Consider the following 14,838-nt stretch of genomic DNA (forward strand, 5'->3'; position numbering starts at 1 on the left):
GATCATTTGCCGGCGTTCCCGTCCGGCACGAACACGTAGCCCACGCCCCAGACAGTCTGGATATAACGCGGCTTGGACGGGTCCGGCTCGATCATCCGGCGCAGGCGCGAAATCTGCACGTCGATGGAGCGCTCCAGCGCATCCCATTCACGGCCACGGGCCAGGTTCATCAGCTTGTCGCGGGTCAGCGGCTCGCGTGCGTGCATGACCAGCGCCTTGAGCACGGCGAACTCACCGGTGGTCAGCATGTGCACCTCGTCGCCACGCTTGAGCTCGCGGGTAGCCAGCGACAGCTCATAGTCGCCGAAGGTGACCGACTCGTCTTCACTGCCCGGCGCCCCTGGCACGCTCGGGGCCTGGCGGCGCAGCACGGCCTTGACCCGGGCCATCAGTTCGTCCGGGTTGAACGGCTTGCCGAGGTAGTCGTCGGCGCCCAGTTCCAGGCCCTTGATGCGGCTGAGCTCGTCGCCCTTGGCGGTAAGCATGATGATCGGGATCTGGTTGTTCTGCTGGCGCAGGCGCTTGCATGCCGACAGGCCATCTTCACCGGGCAGCATCAGGTCGAGCACCACCAGGTTGAACACCTCGCGCTGCAGCAGGCGGTCCATCTGCTCGGTATTGGGCACCGCGCGGGCACGGTAGCCCTTGCTGGCGAAGAAACGTTCCAGCAGGCTGCTCAGCCCCGGGTCGTCATCGACGATGAGAATCTTTTCACCTTCAGCGGTGTTTGGCGTGCCGGTCATGAATTACTCCTCTGGTATCGCCGCGCATTATGGCGTAGCCATTGCTGCACGTTGCGTGAGCATTGTTAGCAGATTTTTCCCCCGGCGCCAGTTCCGGCTGGCCGGGCGCCATCACCGCAAGGCGTTTGCGATGGGTATAATGCGCGGCTTTCATCCAGCGCCGCCGGGCGAAAGGCCCACAGGCGCCCCCCCGTACTCATAATGTCAGGTGGTTTACATGGACAGCATCAACAGCCGTATCGCCGAGGAACTGGGCGTACGCCCCCAGCAGGTCGAGGCGGCCGTGGGCCTGTTGGACGAAGGCTCGACCGTGCCCTTCATCGCCCGTTACCGCAAGGAAGTGACCGGTAGCCTGGACGATACCCAGCTGCGCCATCTGGAAGAGCGCCTGCGCTACCTGCGCGAACTCGACGAGCGCCGCGCCAGCATCCTGGCCAGCATCGAGGAGCAGGGCAAGCTGACCCCGGAGCTGGCCCGCGAGATCAAGCTGGCCGATACCAAGACCCGCCTCGAAGACCTGTACCTGCCGTACAAGCAGAAGCGCCGCACCAAGGGCCAGATCGCCCTGGAGGCCGGCCTCGGCGAGCTGGCCGATGGCCTGTTCAACAACCCCGACCTGGCACCGGAAAGCGAAGCCGCACGCTTCGTCAACGCCGACAAAGGCGTGGCCGACGTCAAGGCCGCGCTGGAAGGCGCCAAGTACATCCTCATGGAGCGCTTCGCCGAAGACGCCGCCCTGCTCGACAAGCTGCGCAGCTTCCTCAAGCAGGAAGCGGTGCTCAGCGCCCGCGTGGTGCCGGGCAAGGAAGAGGAAGGCGCCAAGTTCCGCGATTATTTCGCCCACGATGAACTGCTGCGCAACGCGCCGTCGCACCGTGCCCTGGCGATCTTCCGCGGGCGCAACGAGGGCGTGCTGAGCGCGTCGCTCAAGGTTGGCGACGAACTGCCCGGCACCCTGCACCCCTGCGAGCTGATGATCGCTGACCATGTCGGCATCGAGAACCGCAACCGCCCGGCCGACAAGTGGCTCGGCGAGGTGGTGCGCTGGACCTGGAAGGTCAAGCTCTACACCCATCTGGAAACCGACCTGTTCGGCGAGCTGCGCGACAACGCTGAAGGCGAGGCGATCAATGTCTTCGCCCACAACCTGCACGACCTGCTGCTGGCCGCCCCGGCCGGCCCGCGCGCGACCCTGGGCTTCGACCCGGGCCTGCGCACCGGCTGCAAGATCGCCGTGGTCGATGCAACCGGCAAGCTGCTGGACCACACCACGGTCTACCCGCACGCGCCGAAGAACGACTGGGACCGCACCATTTCCATCATGGCCGCGCTGTGCGCCAAGCACTCGGTGGAGCTGATCGCCATCGGCAACGGCACCGCCAGCCGCGAAAGCGACAAGCTGGTGGCCGAACTGGTCAAGAAGTACCCAGCGTTGAAGATCACCAAGGTCATGGTCTCCGAGGCCGGCGCTTCGGTGTACTCCGCATCGGAACTGGCCGCCCGCGAATTCCCGGACCTGGACGTGTCGATCCGTGGCGCCGTATCCATCGCCCGCCGCCTGCAGGACCCGCTGGCCGAGCTGGTGAAGATCGACCCGAAATCCATCGGCGTCGGTCAGTACCAGCACGATGTGTCCCAGGTGAAGCTGGCACGTGGCCTGGACGCCGTGGTCGAGGACTGCGTGAACGCCGTGGGTGTCGACGTCAACACCGCCTCGGTGGCGCTGCTCACCCGTATTTCCGGCCTCAACGCCACCCTGGCACAGAACATCGTCGCCCACCGCGATGCCAATGGCCCGTTCGCGACCCGCGCGGCGCTGAAGAAAGTCAGCCGCCTGGGTGAAAAAACCTTCGAACAGGCCGCCGGCTTCCTTCGCGTGATGAACGGTGACAACCCGCTGGACGCCTCCGCAGTGCACCCCGAGGCCTACCCGCTGGTGCAGCGCATTGCCGCCGACACCGGCCGCGACATCCGTTCGCTGATCGGTGACAGCAGCTTCCTCAAGCGCCTGGACCCGAAGCAGTTCACCGATGAAACCTTCGGCCTGCCGACCGTCACCGACATCCTGCAGGAACTGGACAAGCCTGGCCGTGACCCGCGTCCGGAATTCAAGACCGCCACCTTCCAGGACGGCGTCGAAGACCTCAAGGACCTGGAGCCGGGCATGATCCTCGAGGGCGTGGTGACCAACGTCACCAACTTCGGCGCCTTCGTCGACATCGGTGTGCACCAGGACGGCCTGGTACACATTTCGGCGCTGTCGGAGAAGTTCGTCAAGGACCCGCGTGAGGCGGTCAAGGCCGGCGACGTGGTCAAGGTCAAGGTCATGGAAGTGGACATCCCGCGCAAGCGCGTCGGCCTGTCCATGCGCATGAGCGACACCCCGGGCGAAAAGGTCGAAGGCAACCGCGGCGGCAACCGTGGCGCGGGCGCCAACCGCCAGCAGCAGGCGCCGCGTCAGCGTGAAACTGCCACGGCCGCCCCGGCCAACAATGCCATGGCCGCACTGTTCGCCAACGCCAAGCAGTTGAAGAAGAAGTGATGGACATACCCGGCGAATACGTCGAAAGCGCCTTCAGCCAGTTACTCGGCTGCCGCCTGCAACACCTGGAGACAGGTGTTGCCGAGGTCGCCCTGGCTGTCGGGCCGCACTTGCGCAACCGGGGCCAGAAGTTGCACGGCGGGGCCATCTTCAGCCTGGTGGACATTGCCATGGGCCTGGCCTGCTCGGCCAGCCATGGTTTTGACCAGCAAAGCGTGACCATCGAGTGCAAGATCAACTACATGCGCGCCGTCAGTGACGGCGAAGTACTGTGCACCGCCCGCGTACTGCATGCCGGCCGGCGCACCCTGGTGGTCGACGCCGACGTAGTCCAGGGCGACAAACGGGTAGCGAAAGCGCAAGGAACATTCGCGGTTCTCTAGCTCAGCAAGCGCCATGTGCGGTATTTTCGGCAACAGCCGGGGGCTGCGAAGCGGCCTCCGGGGTCGGCGCTGCGCAATGCCGGAAGCGCATAAACCAGGCGACAACGCCAGTTCCTTTTCCCACTACCCTTGTAGACCGTCTGTTCTACCCCCATATTGGGGCGACTGACGCGTGAAGGAATACATCTTGAGCGAACTCCTCAACCGCCGCCTGAGCCTGCTCGGCGCCAATCTCCCCCTGCTCAAGCAGTGCCTGCACGGTATTGAGCGCGAATGCCTGCGTGTGACCGCCGAAGGTCGCCTGGCCCAGACCCCGCATCCGCAAGCACTGGGGTCGGCGCTGACCAACGAGCAGATCACCACCGATTATTCCGAGTCGCTGCTGGAGTTCATCACCCCGGCCCTGCCCGACCCGGCCAAGGTGCTCGAAAGCCTCGAGGAAACCCACCGTTTCGTCTACAGCAAGCTGGGCGAAGAATACCTGTGGAGCCCATCGATGCCGTGCACGCTGCCGGCCGAGGAAGATATCCCGATCGCCGAGTACGGCAGCTCCAACATCGGCAAGCTCAAGCACGTCTACCGCAAGGGCCTGGCCCTGCGCTACGGCCGCACCATGCAGTGCATCGCCGGTATCCATTACAACTTCTCGCTGCCTGAGACCCTGTGGCCGCTGCTGCGCAGCGCCGAGGGCAGCAGCGAGAGCGACCGCGACTACCAGTCATCTGCCTATATCGCGCTGATCCGTAATTTCCGCCGCTACAGCTGGCTGTTGATGTACCTGTTCGGCGCCTCCCCAGCCCTGGACAAAGGCTTTCTGCGAGGCCGCCCGCATCAGCTCGAAGAGCTCGACGCCGAAACCCTGTACCTGCCCTATGCCACCAGCCTGCGCATGAGCGACCTGGGCTACCAGAGCAACGCCCAGGCCGGCCTCACACCGTGCTACAACAACCTGGCCAGCTACACCGACAGCCTGCGCAAGGCAGTCGGCACGCCCTACCCGCCCTACGTTGAAATCGGCACGCACGTGGACGGCGAGTGGGTGCAGCTGAACACCAACATCCTGCAGATTGAAAACGAGTACTACTCGAACATCCGCCCCAAGCGTGTCACCTACACCGGCGAACGGCCAATCCAGGCCCTGACCTCGCGTGGCGTGCAGTATGTGGAAGTGCGCTGCCTGGACATCAACCCGTTCCTGCCGGTGGGCATCGACCTGACCGAGGCGCGCTTCCTCGATGCGTTCCTGCTGTTCTGCGCCCTGGAAGACAGCCCGCAACTGGATATCGGCGAATGCGGCCAGTGCACCAGCAACTTCCTGACCGTAGTCAAGGAAGGTCGTCGCCCTGGCTTGGAACTGCACCGCGATGGCCAGCCGATCGGACTGAAGGACTGGGCCAGCGAGCTGATCGGGCGCATCCGCCAGTTGGCCGACCTGCTCGACCAGGTACATGGCGGTGACGACCACGCCAAGGCCCTGGATGCGCAGCAGGCGAAGGTCGACGACGCCTCGCTGACCCCATCGGCCCAAGTGCTGGCGCGCATGACCGAACACGACGAAAGCTTCGTCCAGTTCGCCTTGCGCCAGAGCCGCATCCACGCCGAGACCTTCCGCGAGCAGCCGCTGCCGGTCGAGCGCCAGCAGGCCTTCGAAACCCTTGCCCGCGACTCGCTGGCCGAGCAGTCGCGCCTGGAGCAGCAAGAGGTCGGCGATTTCGACCTGTTCGTCGGCGCCTACCAGGCCAGCATCCTGGCGATCAGCAACTGATGACCCGCACAGCCACCCCGCGCAAGCCGCGCGCCAGCAGCCAGGCCAGGATCGAGGCGATCCTGGCGGCTGCCCGCGAGCTGCTGGCCGAACAAGGGGTGGCAGCCCTGTCGATCTACTGCGTGGCCGAGCGCGCCCAGATTCCACCGTCATCGGTGTATCACTTTTTTTCCAGCGTGCCGGCCCTGCTGGAAGCGTTGACCGCCGACGTGCACCGGGCGTTTCGCGACGCCCTGAGCGCACCGATCGACAGCCACGCCTTCACCACCTGGCATGAGCTGTCACGGTTGATCGAACAGCGCATGCTGGATATCTACAACGAGGATGCGGCAGCGCGGCAGCTGATTCTGGCTCAGCATGGGTTGAGCGAAGTGGTGCAGGCCGATCGGCAGCACGACATGGAGCTGGGCGACTTGATGCACAAGTTGTTCGACCAGCACTTCCACTTGCCGCTAATGCCGGTGGATGTCGATGTGTTCGCCATGGCCATGGAGCTGAGCGACCGGGTGTATGCGCGGTCGGTGCAACTGCATGAGGCGATTACCCCGCGCATGGCCGAGGAAGGCAAGCGGGTGTGCGAGGCGTATCTGGGGTTGTACCTGCCGCCGTTTCTGGCCAAGCGTTAGCTTCAGCGCCTCATCGCCGGCAAGCCGGGTAGGAGCGGCTTCAGCCGCGATCACCGGCACAGCCGGTGCCAGCCACCGCGTCGCCTGCTTCGCGGATAAATCCGCTCCTACAGCTGCCCGTCAGAGGGGACAGGGCTGCCAAGCAGCCCCCTGAACCCCATCACAGCTTGGCGATGGACACTTCGGTCGACTTCACGAAGGCGATCACTTCACTGCCCACCTGCAGCTCCAGCTCACGCACGGAGCGGGTAGTAATGACCGAGGTGACGATACCCGAGGCGGTCTGCACGTCGATTTCCGACAGTACCGGGCCTTCGAGGATCTCCTTCACGGTGCCTTTGAACTGGTTGCGAACGTTGATGGCTTTGATGGTCATGATGTCATTCCTTCTCTAGGGACTTCCGGGGGATTAGTGCGCCCAACGCAATTGCGTGGGCAAAGGGGCGACAGGATCCGGCTCGGGCGCAGCGCCCGGGGCCGACAGAACACGGTTGAGCACTTCGCTTTCCAGCGCGGCCAGGCGGTGCGAACCACGCGCCCGGGGCCGTGCCAGGTCGACAGTGAGGTCGAGCCCGACCTCGCCGTCCTCGATCAGGATCACCCGGTCAGCCACAGCTACCGCCTCGCTGACGTCGTGGGTGACCAGCAGCACGGTGAAGCCGTGCTGCCGCCACAGGCGCTCGATCAATTGCTGCATCTCGATACGGGTCAGTGCATCCAGTGCGCCGAGCGGCTCGTCCAGCAGCAGCAGGCGCGGCTGGTGGATCAGCGCCCGGGCCAGGGCCACGCGTTGCTTCTGGCCACCGGAGAGCGCTGCCGGCCATTCGTTGGCGCGGTCGGCCAGGCCAACGGCTTCCAGGGCTTCCAGCGCCCGCGGGCGCCAATCGCCGGACAGGCCCAGGCCGACGTTGTCGATCACCTTCTTCCACGGCAACAGGCGCGCGTCCTGGAACATCAGGCGGGTCTCTTCGCGGGCCTCTTCCAGGGGTGCGGCGCCAGCCAGCAGCTGCCCTGCCGTGGGCTGGTCGAGGCCGGCCAGCAAGCGCAGCAAGGTGCTCTTGCCGCAACCGCTGCGGCCGACAATGGCGACGAACTGGCCAGCCGGGATATGCAGCTCGATGCCCTTGAGCACTTCACGCTGGCCGAAGGTCTTGCGCAGCCCGCTGGAAGCCAGCGGGATGCCACGCAACAGGCGTGGCGGTTGTTCCTTGAGCACAGTCATGCGCCCTCCTTCTTCGCCACTTGATAGGCCGGGTGCCAGCGCAACCACACACGCTCCAGGCCCCGCGCGGCGAGGTCGGCAAGCTTGCCGAGCACGGCGTACAGGACGATGGCCAGGACCACCACGTCGGTCTGCAGGAATTCGCGGGCGTTCATCGCCAGGTAACCGATACCGGCATTGGCCGAGATGGTTTCGGCAACGATCAGGGTCAGCCACATGAAGCCGAGAGCGAAACGCACGCCGACCAGGATCGACGGCAAGGCGCCCGGCAGGATCACCTGGCGGAACAGGCTGAAGCCGGACAAGCCATAGCTGCGCGCCATCTCCACCAACGCCGGGTCGACGTTGCGGATGCCGTGGTAGGTGTTCAGGTAGATCGGAAACAGCGTGCCCAGCGCGACCAGGAAAACCTTCGCCGACTCGTCGATGCCGAACCACAGGATCACCAGCGGAATCAACGCCAGGTGCGGCACGTTGCGGATCATCTGCACCGAGCTGTCGAGCAGGCGTTCGCCCCAGTTCGACAAGCCGGTGATGAAGCCCAGTACCAGGCCGATGCTGCCGCCGATGACGAAGCCCAGCCCGGCACGCCAGCCACTGATGGCCAGGTGCGACCAGATCTCGCCACTGCGCACCAGCTCGACGCCGGCGCTGACCACGGCGCTGGGCGCCGGCAGGATGCGGGTCGACAGCCAGCCGGCGCTGACCGCCAGCTGCCAGGCGGCCAGCAGCAGTACCGGCAGCGCCCACGGCGCCAGGCGCTGGCCAAGGCTATTGGAAGTTGCACGACTCATGGCCAGGCCCTCAGCTTTGCGCAACGGACTTGGGCAGGATGTCGTTGGCCACCATCTCGCCAAACGGGCTCACGTAGCCGCCAGCCCTGGGTTGCTCCGGACGCTGCACATCCAGGTGCGGGAACAGCAGCTCTGCCACCCGGTACGACTCTTCCAGGTGCGGATAGCCGGAGAAGATGAAGGTGTCGATGCCCAGCGCGGCGTATTCCTTGACCCGCGCCGCAACGGTCGGGCCGTCCCCCACCAGCGCGGTACCGGCACCGCCACGCACCAGGCCGACACCGGCCCACAGGTTGGGGCTGACCTCCAGCTTGTCGCGGTTGCCGTTGTGCAGCGCTGCCATGCGCTGCTGGCCGACCGAGTCGAAGCGCGCCAGCGAGGCCTGGGCGCGGGCGATGGTGTCGTCGTCCAGGTGCGAAATCAGCTTGTCGGCGGCGGCCCAGGCTTCTTCGTTGGTTTCCCGCACGATCACGTGCAGGCGGATGCCAAAGCGCACTTCGCGGCCTTGGGCAGCGGCTTTCTCACGTACCTGGGCGATTTTTTCCGCGACCGCGCTGGGCGGCTCGCCCCAGGTGAGGTACAGCTCTACCTGCTCGGCAGCCAGGTCTTGGGCGGCTTCGGAGGAGCCACCGAAATACAGTGGCGGGCGTGGTTGCTGGATCGGCGGGTACAACAGCTTGGCGCCCTTCACCTGGATATGCTTGCCGTCGTAGTCGACCACCTCGCCTTCCAGCACTTTGCGCCAGATACGGGTGAACTCCACGGACGCTTCATAGCGTTCCTGGTGGTTCAGGTGCAGGCCGTCGCCGGCCAGTTCGTCCGGGTCACCGCCGGTCACCAGGTTGAACAGTGCGCGGCCATTGGACAGCCGGTCGAGGGTGGCCGCCTGGCGTGCCGCCACGGTCGGCGAAATGATGCCGGGGCGCAGGGCGACCAGGAATTTCAGGCGCTGGGTCACCGGTATCAGCGACGCGGCAACCAGCCAGGAGTCCTCGCAGGAACGCCCGGTAGGGATCAGTACGCCACCGAAACCGAGGCGGTCGGCCGCTTGGGCGATCTGCTGCAGGTAGCCGTGGTCGACAGCGCGGGCGCCATCGGCGGTGCCCAGGTACTTACCATCACCGTGCGTGGGCAAAAACCAGAAAATGTTCAGGCTCATTGGAGTTGTCTCCTCAAGGGTGGCTCAGCCAGGGCAGGGCCCCGGCGCGGCAAGTCAATCAAGGTGCACTGGCGACCTTGGCCGGGGGTGTCCAGATCACGTCCTTGATGCTCAGTGGCTTGGGAATCAGCTTCAGAGCCTGGAACGTGTCGGCGATCTTCTGTTGCGCAGCCACCACTTCCGGGGTGAGCGCTGCGGCGCCGTAACCCTGGCGCTTGACCGAGGTCAGGGTGATGTCGGCGGGCAGGCCGAGCAGCGGTGCGACTTGCTCGGTCACCTGCTGCGGGTTGGCCTGGGACCACTGGCCCACCGCACGAACTTCGTCGATCAGGGTGTTGATCACCGTCGGGTGCTGGGTCGCATAGTTGCGGGTAGCGAGGTAGAACTGGTGGTTGTCGACCAGCCCTTTACCATCGCGCAGGGTGCGCGCCTGCAGCTGTTGTTCGGCAGCCGCCTGGTAGGGGTCCCAGATCACCCAGGCATCGACGCTGCCGCGCTCGAAGGCGGCGCGGGCGTCGGCCGGAGGCAGGTAGACGGGCTGGATGTCGCTGTACTTGAGGCCGGCATCTTCCAGCGCGCGGACCAGCAGGTAGTGCACGTTGGAGCCCTTATTGAGGGCGACCTTCTTGCCCTTGAGGTCCTTGACCGACTGCACCGGCGAGCCCTTCGGCACCAGGATCGCCTCGCTGTGCGGCGCTGGTGGCTCATAGGCGACGTACAGCAGGTCGGCGCCGGCAGCCTGGGCGAACACCGGCGGTGTTTCGCCAGTGACACCGAAATCGATGGAGCCGACGTTCAGCCCTTCAAGCAGCTGCGGGCCGCCGGGGAACTCGGTCCACTGCACCTGCACGCCCTGCTCGGCCAGGCGCTTCTCCAGCGTGCCTTTGGCCTTGAGCAGCACCAGGGTGCCGTATTTCTGATAACCGATACGCAGGCTCTCGGCCTGGGCTTGGGTGATGGCGCCGAAGGACACAGCCGCCGCAAACAGGGCGACCAGACCGCGACGCAAGAAGACTGTGCGCATGGCGCTCTCCTGTGCGATAGGGTTCGGGTTGCACCTGCTTGCCTCGTTGTCGGGCGAGTAAGGTGGTGAAGCATGTAAGGCCGGTCAGATGCTCCAGCGAGCGCTGATCAGGCGTTCTTTCAGCACACCGGGGGCCACGGGGCGTGGCCGACGGGCCAGGGCGACGTGGAAAGTCTCCAGCGAATCCTGCAGGCGTTCTTCCAGCGCCGGTACCAGCTGCGCGGGTTTGCTGCCGTCTGCGTAGGCAACCTGGCTGTCGTCGGCGAAGATCCCTTGCAGGGTCTCCTGCGCCTTGAGTGCCGACAGCACAGGTTTCAGTGCGTAATCCACCGCCAGCATGTGGGCGATACTGCCGCCAGTGGCGATCGGCAACACGATCTTGTGGGCCAGGGCCCGTTCGGGCAGCAGGTCAAGCAAGGTTTTCAGGGCGCCGGCAAAAGAGGCCTTGTACACCGGCGTGGCAACGATCAGTCCATCAGCCTGGGCTACCAACTGCTGGAAATGCTGCACCTGCGGGCTGTCGAAACGGGCGTGCAGCAGGTCTTCGGCGGGGAAGTCGCGTACCTGGAACGTCACCACTTCGACACCACGATCCTGCAGCCACTGGCGCGAACGCTCCAGCAGCACGCCGGAGCGTGAACGGGTACTGGGGCTACCACCGATTGAGACGACCAACATTGCAGCGTTTCCTTGTCTGGGTTGGGAGTGACATTACCAGCGCAGGCATATATCTAGAAATCATATTTTTTCATTTGTTTATTCCTTTTTGTTTTTCAATCCAGGCAGCCCACGAAAAGGCCAATGCAATTCCCACAGGCATAAAAAAGGGCCGTCGAAACGGCCCGAATATCCCTGCTATGGCTAAGAGCAATGCAACGAGGAATTCTTCAGCGATTGGGTTGCGGGGTCAGGCGCAGGTACGGCTTGACCGCACGGTAACCTTTGGGGAAGCGCTGCCTGATCTCCTCTTCGTCCTTCAGCGAAGGCACGATCACCACGTCGTCACCGTCCTGCCAGTTGCCTGGCGTGGCCACCTTGTGGTTGTCGGTCAGCTGCAGCGAGTCGATCACCCGCAGGATTTCGTTGAAGTTGCGCCCGGTACTGGCCGGGTAGGTGATGGTCAGGCGCACCTTCTTGTTCGGGTCGATAACGAACAGCGAGCGCACGGTCAGGGTGTCGCTGGCATTCGGATGGATCAGGTCGTACAGATCGGACACCTTGCGGTCGGCGTCAGCGATGATCGGGAAATTGACCACGGTGTTCTGGGTCTCGTTGATGTCCTCGATCCAGCGCTGGTGCGAGTCGACCGGGTCGACCGACAAGGCGATGGCCTTGACCCCGCGCTTGGCGAATTCGTCCTTGAGCTTGGCAGTCAGGCCCAGCTCGGTGGTGCACACCGGGGTGAAATCGGCCGGGTGCGAGAACAACACGCCCCAGCTATTGCCCAGCCACTCGTGGAAGCGGATCTTGCCTTCGCTGGAATCCTGTTCGAAATCTGGGGCGATATCACCGAGTTTGAGGCTCATGGGCTGCGGCTCCTGTGCTGGGTTCTGTAGCGTGTGGGTTCAATGTGCCTGCGCTCGAATAAAAACAAAAAGAATAAATAATGATTTATTTATAACTAAAACTCACATGAACAAGCAGACACAAAAAAGCCTCGCACTGGGCGAGGCTTTTTGTTGGCTACGGCTTACAGGAAATTGTAAGTGTAGTTCACGATGAAGCGGGTCTGGTCTTTGTCCGCAGCGCTCTCGCCGCTACCACGGTAAACGCCCTGACGCAGGCTGAAGCCCAAGCCTTTGAGGGTGCCTTGCTGCAGGGTGTAGTCGACGCGTGCGTCACGTTCCCATTCGTTATAGCTGCCATCACCCGACTTGTTGCGTACGTCGTCACCACGCAGATAGGCCACCGAAGCCTTGAGGCCTGGAACACCCAGCGCCGCGAAGTCATAGGAGTACTGACCGAAGGTGGTGTTTTCGCCAGCGCGGGCGAACTGGTTGATCATGCTGTCGGTGAACAGGTAGAAGCTCGCGCCGCCGTTGCCTTCCAGCGAAGAAGTGGCGCCGTCCTTGCGGACGCTACCTTGGTTCAGCCAGACGAAACCACCGTCATCACCCACCTGCTGGTGGCCGAGCATCAGCGCGTGGCCACCCAGGGTGTAGGTGAACATGGCGCTCCAGGTCTTGTTGTCGACTTCACCGGCGTTCTTTGCGAAGCCACCGTTGTTGTCGAAGGCGTAACCGGTCTGACCATTCTTGCCATCGCTGCTGCTATCGAAGTAGCGCAGATCAGTCTTGAACGACTGGTTGTCGGCAATCTTGAAGACATGGGTAGCACCCAGGAAGTGCTGCTTGTAGAAGTCTTCCAGGTTCGAGTAGTAGTACTGCAGGGTCAGGTCAGGAGTGAGCTTGTAGTCACCACCGGCGAACTGGAACTTGTTGCTGTCACGGAAGGCGCCAGAAACGGAAAGACCGGTCCGGTTGCTCGAAGCACGGCCCATCGCGTGGGTCAGCTGACCTGCGTTGACGGTCAGGTTGTCGATTTCCTTCGACTGGAGGGTGCCGCCCTCGAAGGTTTGCGGCAGCAGACGGCCATCGTTGGAGACCAGGATCGGCAGGTTAGGCGCCAGGGCGCTACCGTAGTGAACTTCCGTCTTGGAGAAGCGAGCCTTGGCGTTACCACCAATGCGTGCCCAGTCGTGGACTGCCGAACCATCCGAGTCGCTTGGGAAGAAGGTGTTGTTGGCATCTGGGCGGCTACCACGGCCACCGTCCAGGTGAATGCCCCACAGGGCTTGTACGTCAACACCAAAGCCTACGGTGCCTTCGGTGAAGCCAGACAGGTAGTCAAGCTTGAAGCCCTGACCGCTTTCCTTCTGGTCGATGCCGCTTTCGCGGTTGTCATCGTTGAAGTACATGGTGCGCGAGCTGAGCGACAGTTTGCTGTCTTCAACGAAACCGGCAGCGCCTGCTTGTTGGGCGAGAACCCCCAATGCCACGGCCAGGGCCAGGCTGGACTTGTACATATTTTGCTCCTCTACGTTCTAATTCTTGTGTATCTCTGGCGGCGGGATCTGCTGCCCCGCTCACCGTGGATTGGCGATTTAGTCCCAAAGCGTGACCATTAAGTCAATCGTTTCTAAACGTTTCGCGACTTTGGTCTAAGACGCCACCTGCGCTACAGGATAATGACAATCCTATAAATCCAAAATGACCGTTTTATGAATTGGTAAGATTTTTCTGGAATATGTTAGGAACTGTTACTGAATTTTGTTGTAAAGGGCGGCCCCATCATAACCATTGGTTATTTACAAACGTTTGCTCATAACCTAATTCCAGATCGTTCTATCAGGACGAAAAAGCCTAGCAGCCCTCTCGCATTTCGCCATTGCGTGAGTTCCACCTTGCTAACGCGCCCTGCAGCAGCCGGCTCATCACACCGCAAGGCCGCTTGCGGAAAGACAGACGGCCGATTCAAGCAATTGGCTCCTAAGCTAATGCAAAAAAGTTATTTATTTTACTATTCTTAGATCATTTAGCCTTCTCGCCATCCAACACACCAATATGGCTGACGAGAGGTTCACCATGATTCCGCACGCTCCGCTGCGTCTGTTTGCCGCCCTGACCCTCGCCAGCGCCAGCTGGTTGGCCCAGGCCGCCGACCTGACGGTGGCTTACCAGACCACCGTCGACCCCGCCAAAGTCGCGCAGGTCGATGGCAATTATGAAAAAGCCAGCAAGGCCAGCATCGACTGGCGCAAATTCGACAACGGCGCCGACGTGATCACCGCCGTGGCCAGTGGCGATGTACAGATCGGCTACCTGGGCTCCAGCCCGCTGGCCGCCGCTGCCACCCGCAAGCTGCCGGTCGAGACCTTCCTGATCGCGACGCAGATCGGCGCCGGTGAAGCGCTGGTCGCCCGCGACGGTATCAACACACCGCAAGACCTGGTCGGCAAGAAGGTCGCCGTGCCGTTCGTCTCCACCGGCCACTACAGCCTGCTGGCGGCCCTGAAAAGCTGGAACATCGACCCGTCCAAAGTGCAGATTCTCAACCTCGCACCGCCAGCGATCATCGCTGCCTGGAAGCGTGGTGACATCGACGCTACCTATGTATGGGACCCAGCCCTGGGCGTGGCCAAGGAAAACGGCAAGGTGTTGATCACCTCGGGTGAGCTGGCCGAGAAAGGCGCGCCGACCTTCGACGCCTGGATCGTGCGCAAGGACTTTGCCGCCAAGCACCCGGACGTGGTCAAGGCCTTCGCCAAGGTCACCCTCGACGCCTACGCCGACTACCGCAAAGATCCCAAAGCCTGGCTCGCCAACCCCGACAACGTCGCCAAGCTGGCCAAGCTGTCCGGCGCCAAGCCTACCGATATCCCGGTACTGCTGCAGGGCAACGTCTACCCGCTGGCGGCTGACCAGGCCAGTGCGCTGGGCACTCCGACCACCCAGGCGCTGACCGATACGGCCACCTTCCTCAAGCAGCAAGGCAAGGTCGACGCGGTACTGCCGGACTATTCGCCTTACGTCAGTGCCCAGTACCTGCCCAACTAAGCCTGTAGAAACCGACCGGAGCCT

The 14,838-nt window shown here is 63.2% G+C and carries 13 protein-coding genes and 1 pseudogene; 5 read left to right on the top strand and 9 right to left on the bottom strand.

Translation table 11 applies throughout. The annotated features are described in order from the left end of the window. Window positions 1-2: 2 nt before the first annotated feature. Entirely contained in the window at window positions 3-743 is a 741-nt protein-coding gene (gene ompR / locus ACLEJP_RS07340; protein ID WP_170027818.1) for an osmolarity response regulator transcription factor OmpR, read from the bottom strand. Window positions 744-960: 217 nt separating this feature from the next. Between ompR and ACLEJP_RS07345 the strand changes: the two genes are divergently transcribed. The 4 genes from ACLEJP_RS07345 to ACLEJP_RS07360 all read left to right on the top strand — a co-directional run bounded on the left by ACLEJP_RS07345 (window position 961) and on the right by ACLEJP_RS07360 (window position 6,059). Continuing rightward, the gene (locus tag ACLEJP_RS07345; protein ID WP_440805160.1) at window positions 961-3,285 is read left to right on the top strand and encodes a Tex family protein; all 2,325 of its coding nucleotides are present in this window, start codon (window positions 961-963) and stop codon (window positions 3,283-3,285) included. Next, on the top strand, window positions 3,285-3,668 hold the full coding sequence (locus ACLEJP_RS07350; protein ID WP_440805162.1) for a PaaI family thioesterase: 384 nt from the start codon (window positions 3,285-3,287) through the stop codon (window positions 3,666-3,668). Before ACLEJP_RS07345 ends, ACLEJP_RS07350 begins: the two co-directional genes overlap by 1 nt. A 187-nt stretch (window positions 3,669-3,855) precedes the next feature. After that, a complete protein-coding gene (gshA, locus tag ACLEJP_RS07355) occupies window positions 3,856-5,433 on the top strand; it encodes a glutamate--cysteine ligase (protein ID WP_440805164.1) in 1,578 nt (525 codons plus the stop codon). Next, window positions 5,433-6,059 (top strand): TetR/AcrR family transcriptional regulator, encoded by a 627-nt coding sequence (locus tag ACLEJP_RS07360; RefSeq protein WP_440805166.1) that lies wholly within the window; start codon window positions 5,433-5,435, stop codon window positions 6,057-6,059. Before gshA ends, ACLEJP_RS07360 begins: the two co-directional genes overlap by 1 nt. A 160-nt stretch (window positions 6,060-6,219) precedes the next feature. Here the strand turns inward: ACLEJP_RS07360 and ACLEJP_RS07365 are convergent, their stop codons facing one another. The 8 genes and pseudogenes from ACLEJP_RS07365 to ACLEJP_RS07400 all read right to left on the bottom strand — a co-directional run bounded on the left by ACLEJP_RS07365 (window position 6,220) and on the right by ACLEJP_RS07400 (window position 13,283). Beyond that, window positions 6,220-6,435 carry a TOBE domain-containing protein gene (locus tag ACLEJP_RS07365; protein ID WP_003255829.1) on the bottom strand — a complete coding sequence of 72 codons (216 nt, stop codon included), beginning with the start codon at window positions 6,433-6,435 and terminating at the stop codon, window positions 6,220-6,222. 33 nt (window positions 6,436-6,468) lie between these two features. After that, window positions 6,469-7,306, bottom strand: a pseudogene (ssuB, locus tag ACLEJP_RS07370) (aliphatic sulfonates ABC transporter ATP-binding protein). Continuing rightward, complete coding sequence (gene ssuC, locus ACLEJP_RS07375) at window positions 7,278-8,075, bottom strand: aliphatic sulfonate ABC transporter permease SsuC (RefSeq protein ID WP_225780007.1); 798 nt, start codon at window positions 8,073-8,075, stop codon at window positions 7,278-7,280. The pseudogene ssuB and the gene ssuC overlap by 29 nt, the downstream one beginning before the upstream one ends. 10 nt (window positions 8,076-8,085) lie before the next feature. Further along, the gene (gene ssuD, locus ACLEJP_RS07380) at window positions 8,086-9,234 is read right to left on the bottom strand and encodes an FMNH2-dependent alkanesulfonate monooxygenase (protein WP_289131653.1); all 1,149 of its coding nucleotides are present in this window, start codon (window positions 9,232-9,234) and stop codon (window positions 8,086-8,088) included. A 58-nt stretch (window positions 9,235-9,292) separates the two neighbouring features. Continuing rightward, a complete protein-coding gene (locus tag ACLEJP_RS07385; RefSeq protein ID WP_440805169.1) occupies window positions 9,293-10,258 on the bottom strand; it encodes a sulfonate ABC transporter substrate-binding protein in 966 nt (321 codons plus the stop codon). 84 nt (window positions 10,259-10,342) lie between these two features. Beyond that, window positions 10,343-10,936, bottom strand: coding sequence for an NADPH-dependent FMN reductase (gene ssuE, locus ACLEJP_RS07390; protein ID WP_225780004.1), 594 nt, complete (start codon window positions 10,934-10,936; stop codon window positions 10,343-10,345). Window positions 10,937-11,145: 209 nt separating this feature from the next. Next, complete coding sequence (locus ACLEJP_RS07395; RefSeq protein WP_440805170.1) at window positions 11,146-11,784, bottom strand: peroxiredoxin; 639 nt, start codon at window positions 11,782-11,784, stop codon at window positions 11,146-11,148. Window positions 11,785-11,948: 164 nt separating this feature from the next. Beyond that, on the bottom strand, window positions 11,949-13,283 hold the full coding sequence (locus tag ACLEJP_RS07400) for an OprD family porin (protein ID WP_440805172.1): 1,335 nt from the start codon (window positions 13,281-13,283) through the stop codon (window positions 11,949-11,951). 559 nt (window positions 13,284-13,842) lie between these two features. Here ACLEJP_RS07400 and tauA point away from each other — a divergent pair. Beyond that, the gene (tauA, locus tag ACLEJP_RS07405) at window positions 13,843-14,814 is read left to right on the top strand and encodes a taurine ABC transporter substrate-binding protein (protein ID WP_440805175.1); all 972 of its coding nucleotides are present in this window, start codon (window positions 13,843-13,845) and stop codon (window positions 14,812-14,814) included. The last annotated feature ends 24 nt before the right edge of the window (window positions 14,815-14,838 follow it).

This window comes from Pseudomonas sp. SMV7, from assembly GCF_052041995.1.
Classification (GTDB): Bacteria; Pseudomonadota; Gammaproteobacteria; order Pseudomonadales; family Pseudomonadaceae; genus Aquipseudomonas.

Bases quoted from the DNA above. Each gene is read 5' to 3' on its own strand.
- ompR (WP_170027818.1), bottom strand. From the start codon at position 743: ATGACCGGCACGCCAAACACCGCTGAAGGTGAAAAGATTCTCATCGTC.
- ACLEJP_RS07345 (WP_440805160.1), top strand. From the start codon at position 961: ATGGACAGCATCAACAGCCGTATCGCCGAGGAACTGGGCGTACGCCCC.
- ACLEJP_RS07350 (WP_440805162.1), top strand. From the start codon at position 3,285: ATGGACATACCCGGCGAATACGTCGAAAGCGCCTTCAGCCAGTTACTC.
- ACLEJP_RS07360 (WP_440805166.1), top strand. From the start codon at position 5,433: ATGACCCGCACAGCCACCCCGCGCAAGCCGCGCGCCAGCAGCCAGGCC.
- ACLEJP_RS07365 (WP_003255829.1), bottom strand. From the start codon at position 6,435: ATGACCATCAAAGCCATCAACGTTCGCAACCAGTTCAAAGGCACCGTG.
- ssuC (WP_225780007.1), bottom strand. From the start codon at position 8,075: ATGAGTCGTGCAACTTCCAATAGCCTTGGCCAGCGCCTGGCGCCGTGG.
- ssuD (WP_289131653.1), bottom strand. From the start codon at position 9,234: ATGAGCCTGAACATTTTCTGGTTTTTGCCCACGCACGGTGATGGTAAG.
- ACLEJP_RS07385 (WP_440805169.1), bottom strand. From the start codon at position 10,258: ATGCGCACAGTCTTCTTGCGTCGCGGTCTGGTCGCCCTGTTTGCGGCG.
- ssuE (WP_225780004.1), bottom strand. From the start codon at position 10,936: ATGTTGGTCGTCTCAATCGGTGGTAGCCCCAGTACCCGTTCACGCTCC.
- ACLEJP_RS07395 (WP_440805170.1), bottom strand. From the start codon at position 11,784: ATGAGCCTCAAACTCGGTGATATCGCCCCAGATTTCGAACAGGATTCC.
- ACLEJP_RS07400 (WP_440805172.1), bottom strand. From the start codon at position 13,283: ATGTACAAGTCCAGCCTGGCCCTGGCCGTGGCATTGGGGGTTCTCGCC.
- tauA (WP_440805175.1), top strand. From the start codon at position 13,843: ATGATTCCGCACGCTCCGCTGCGTCTGTTTGCCGCCCTGACCCTCGCC.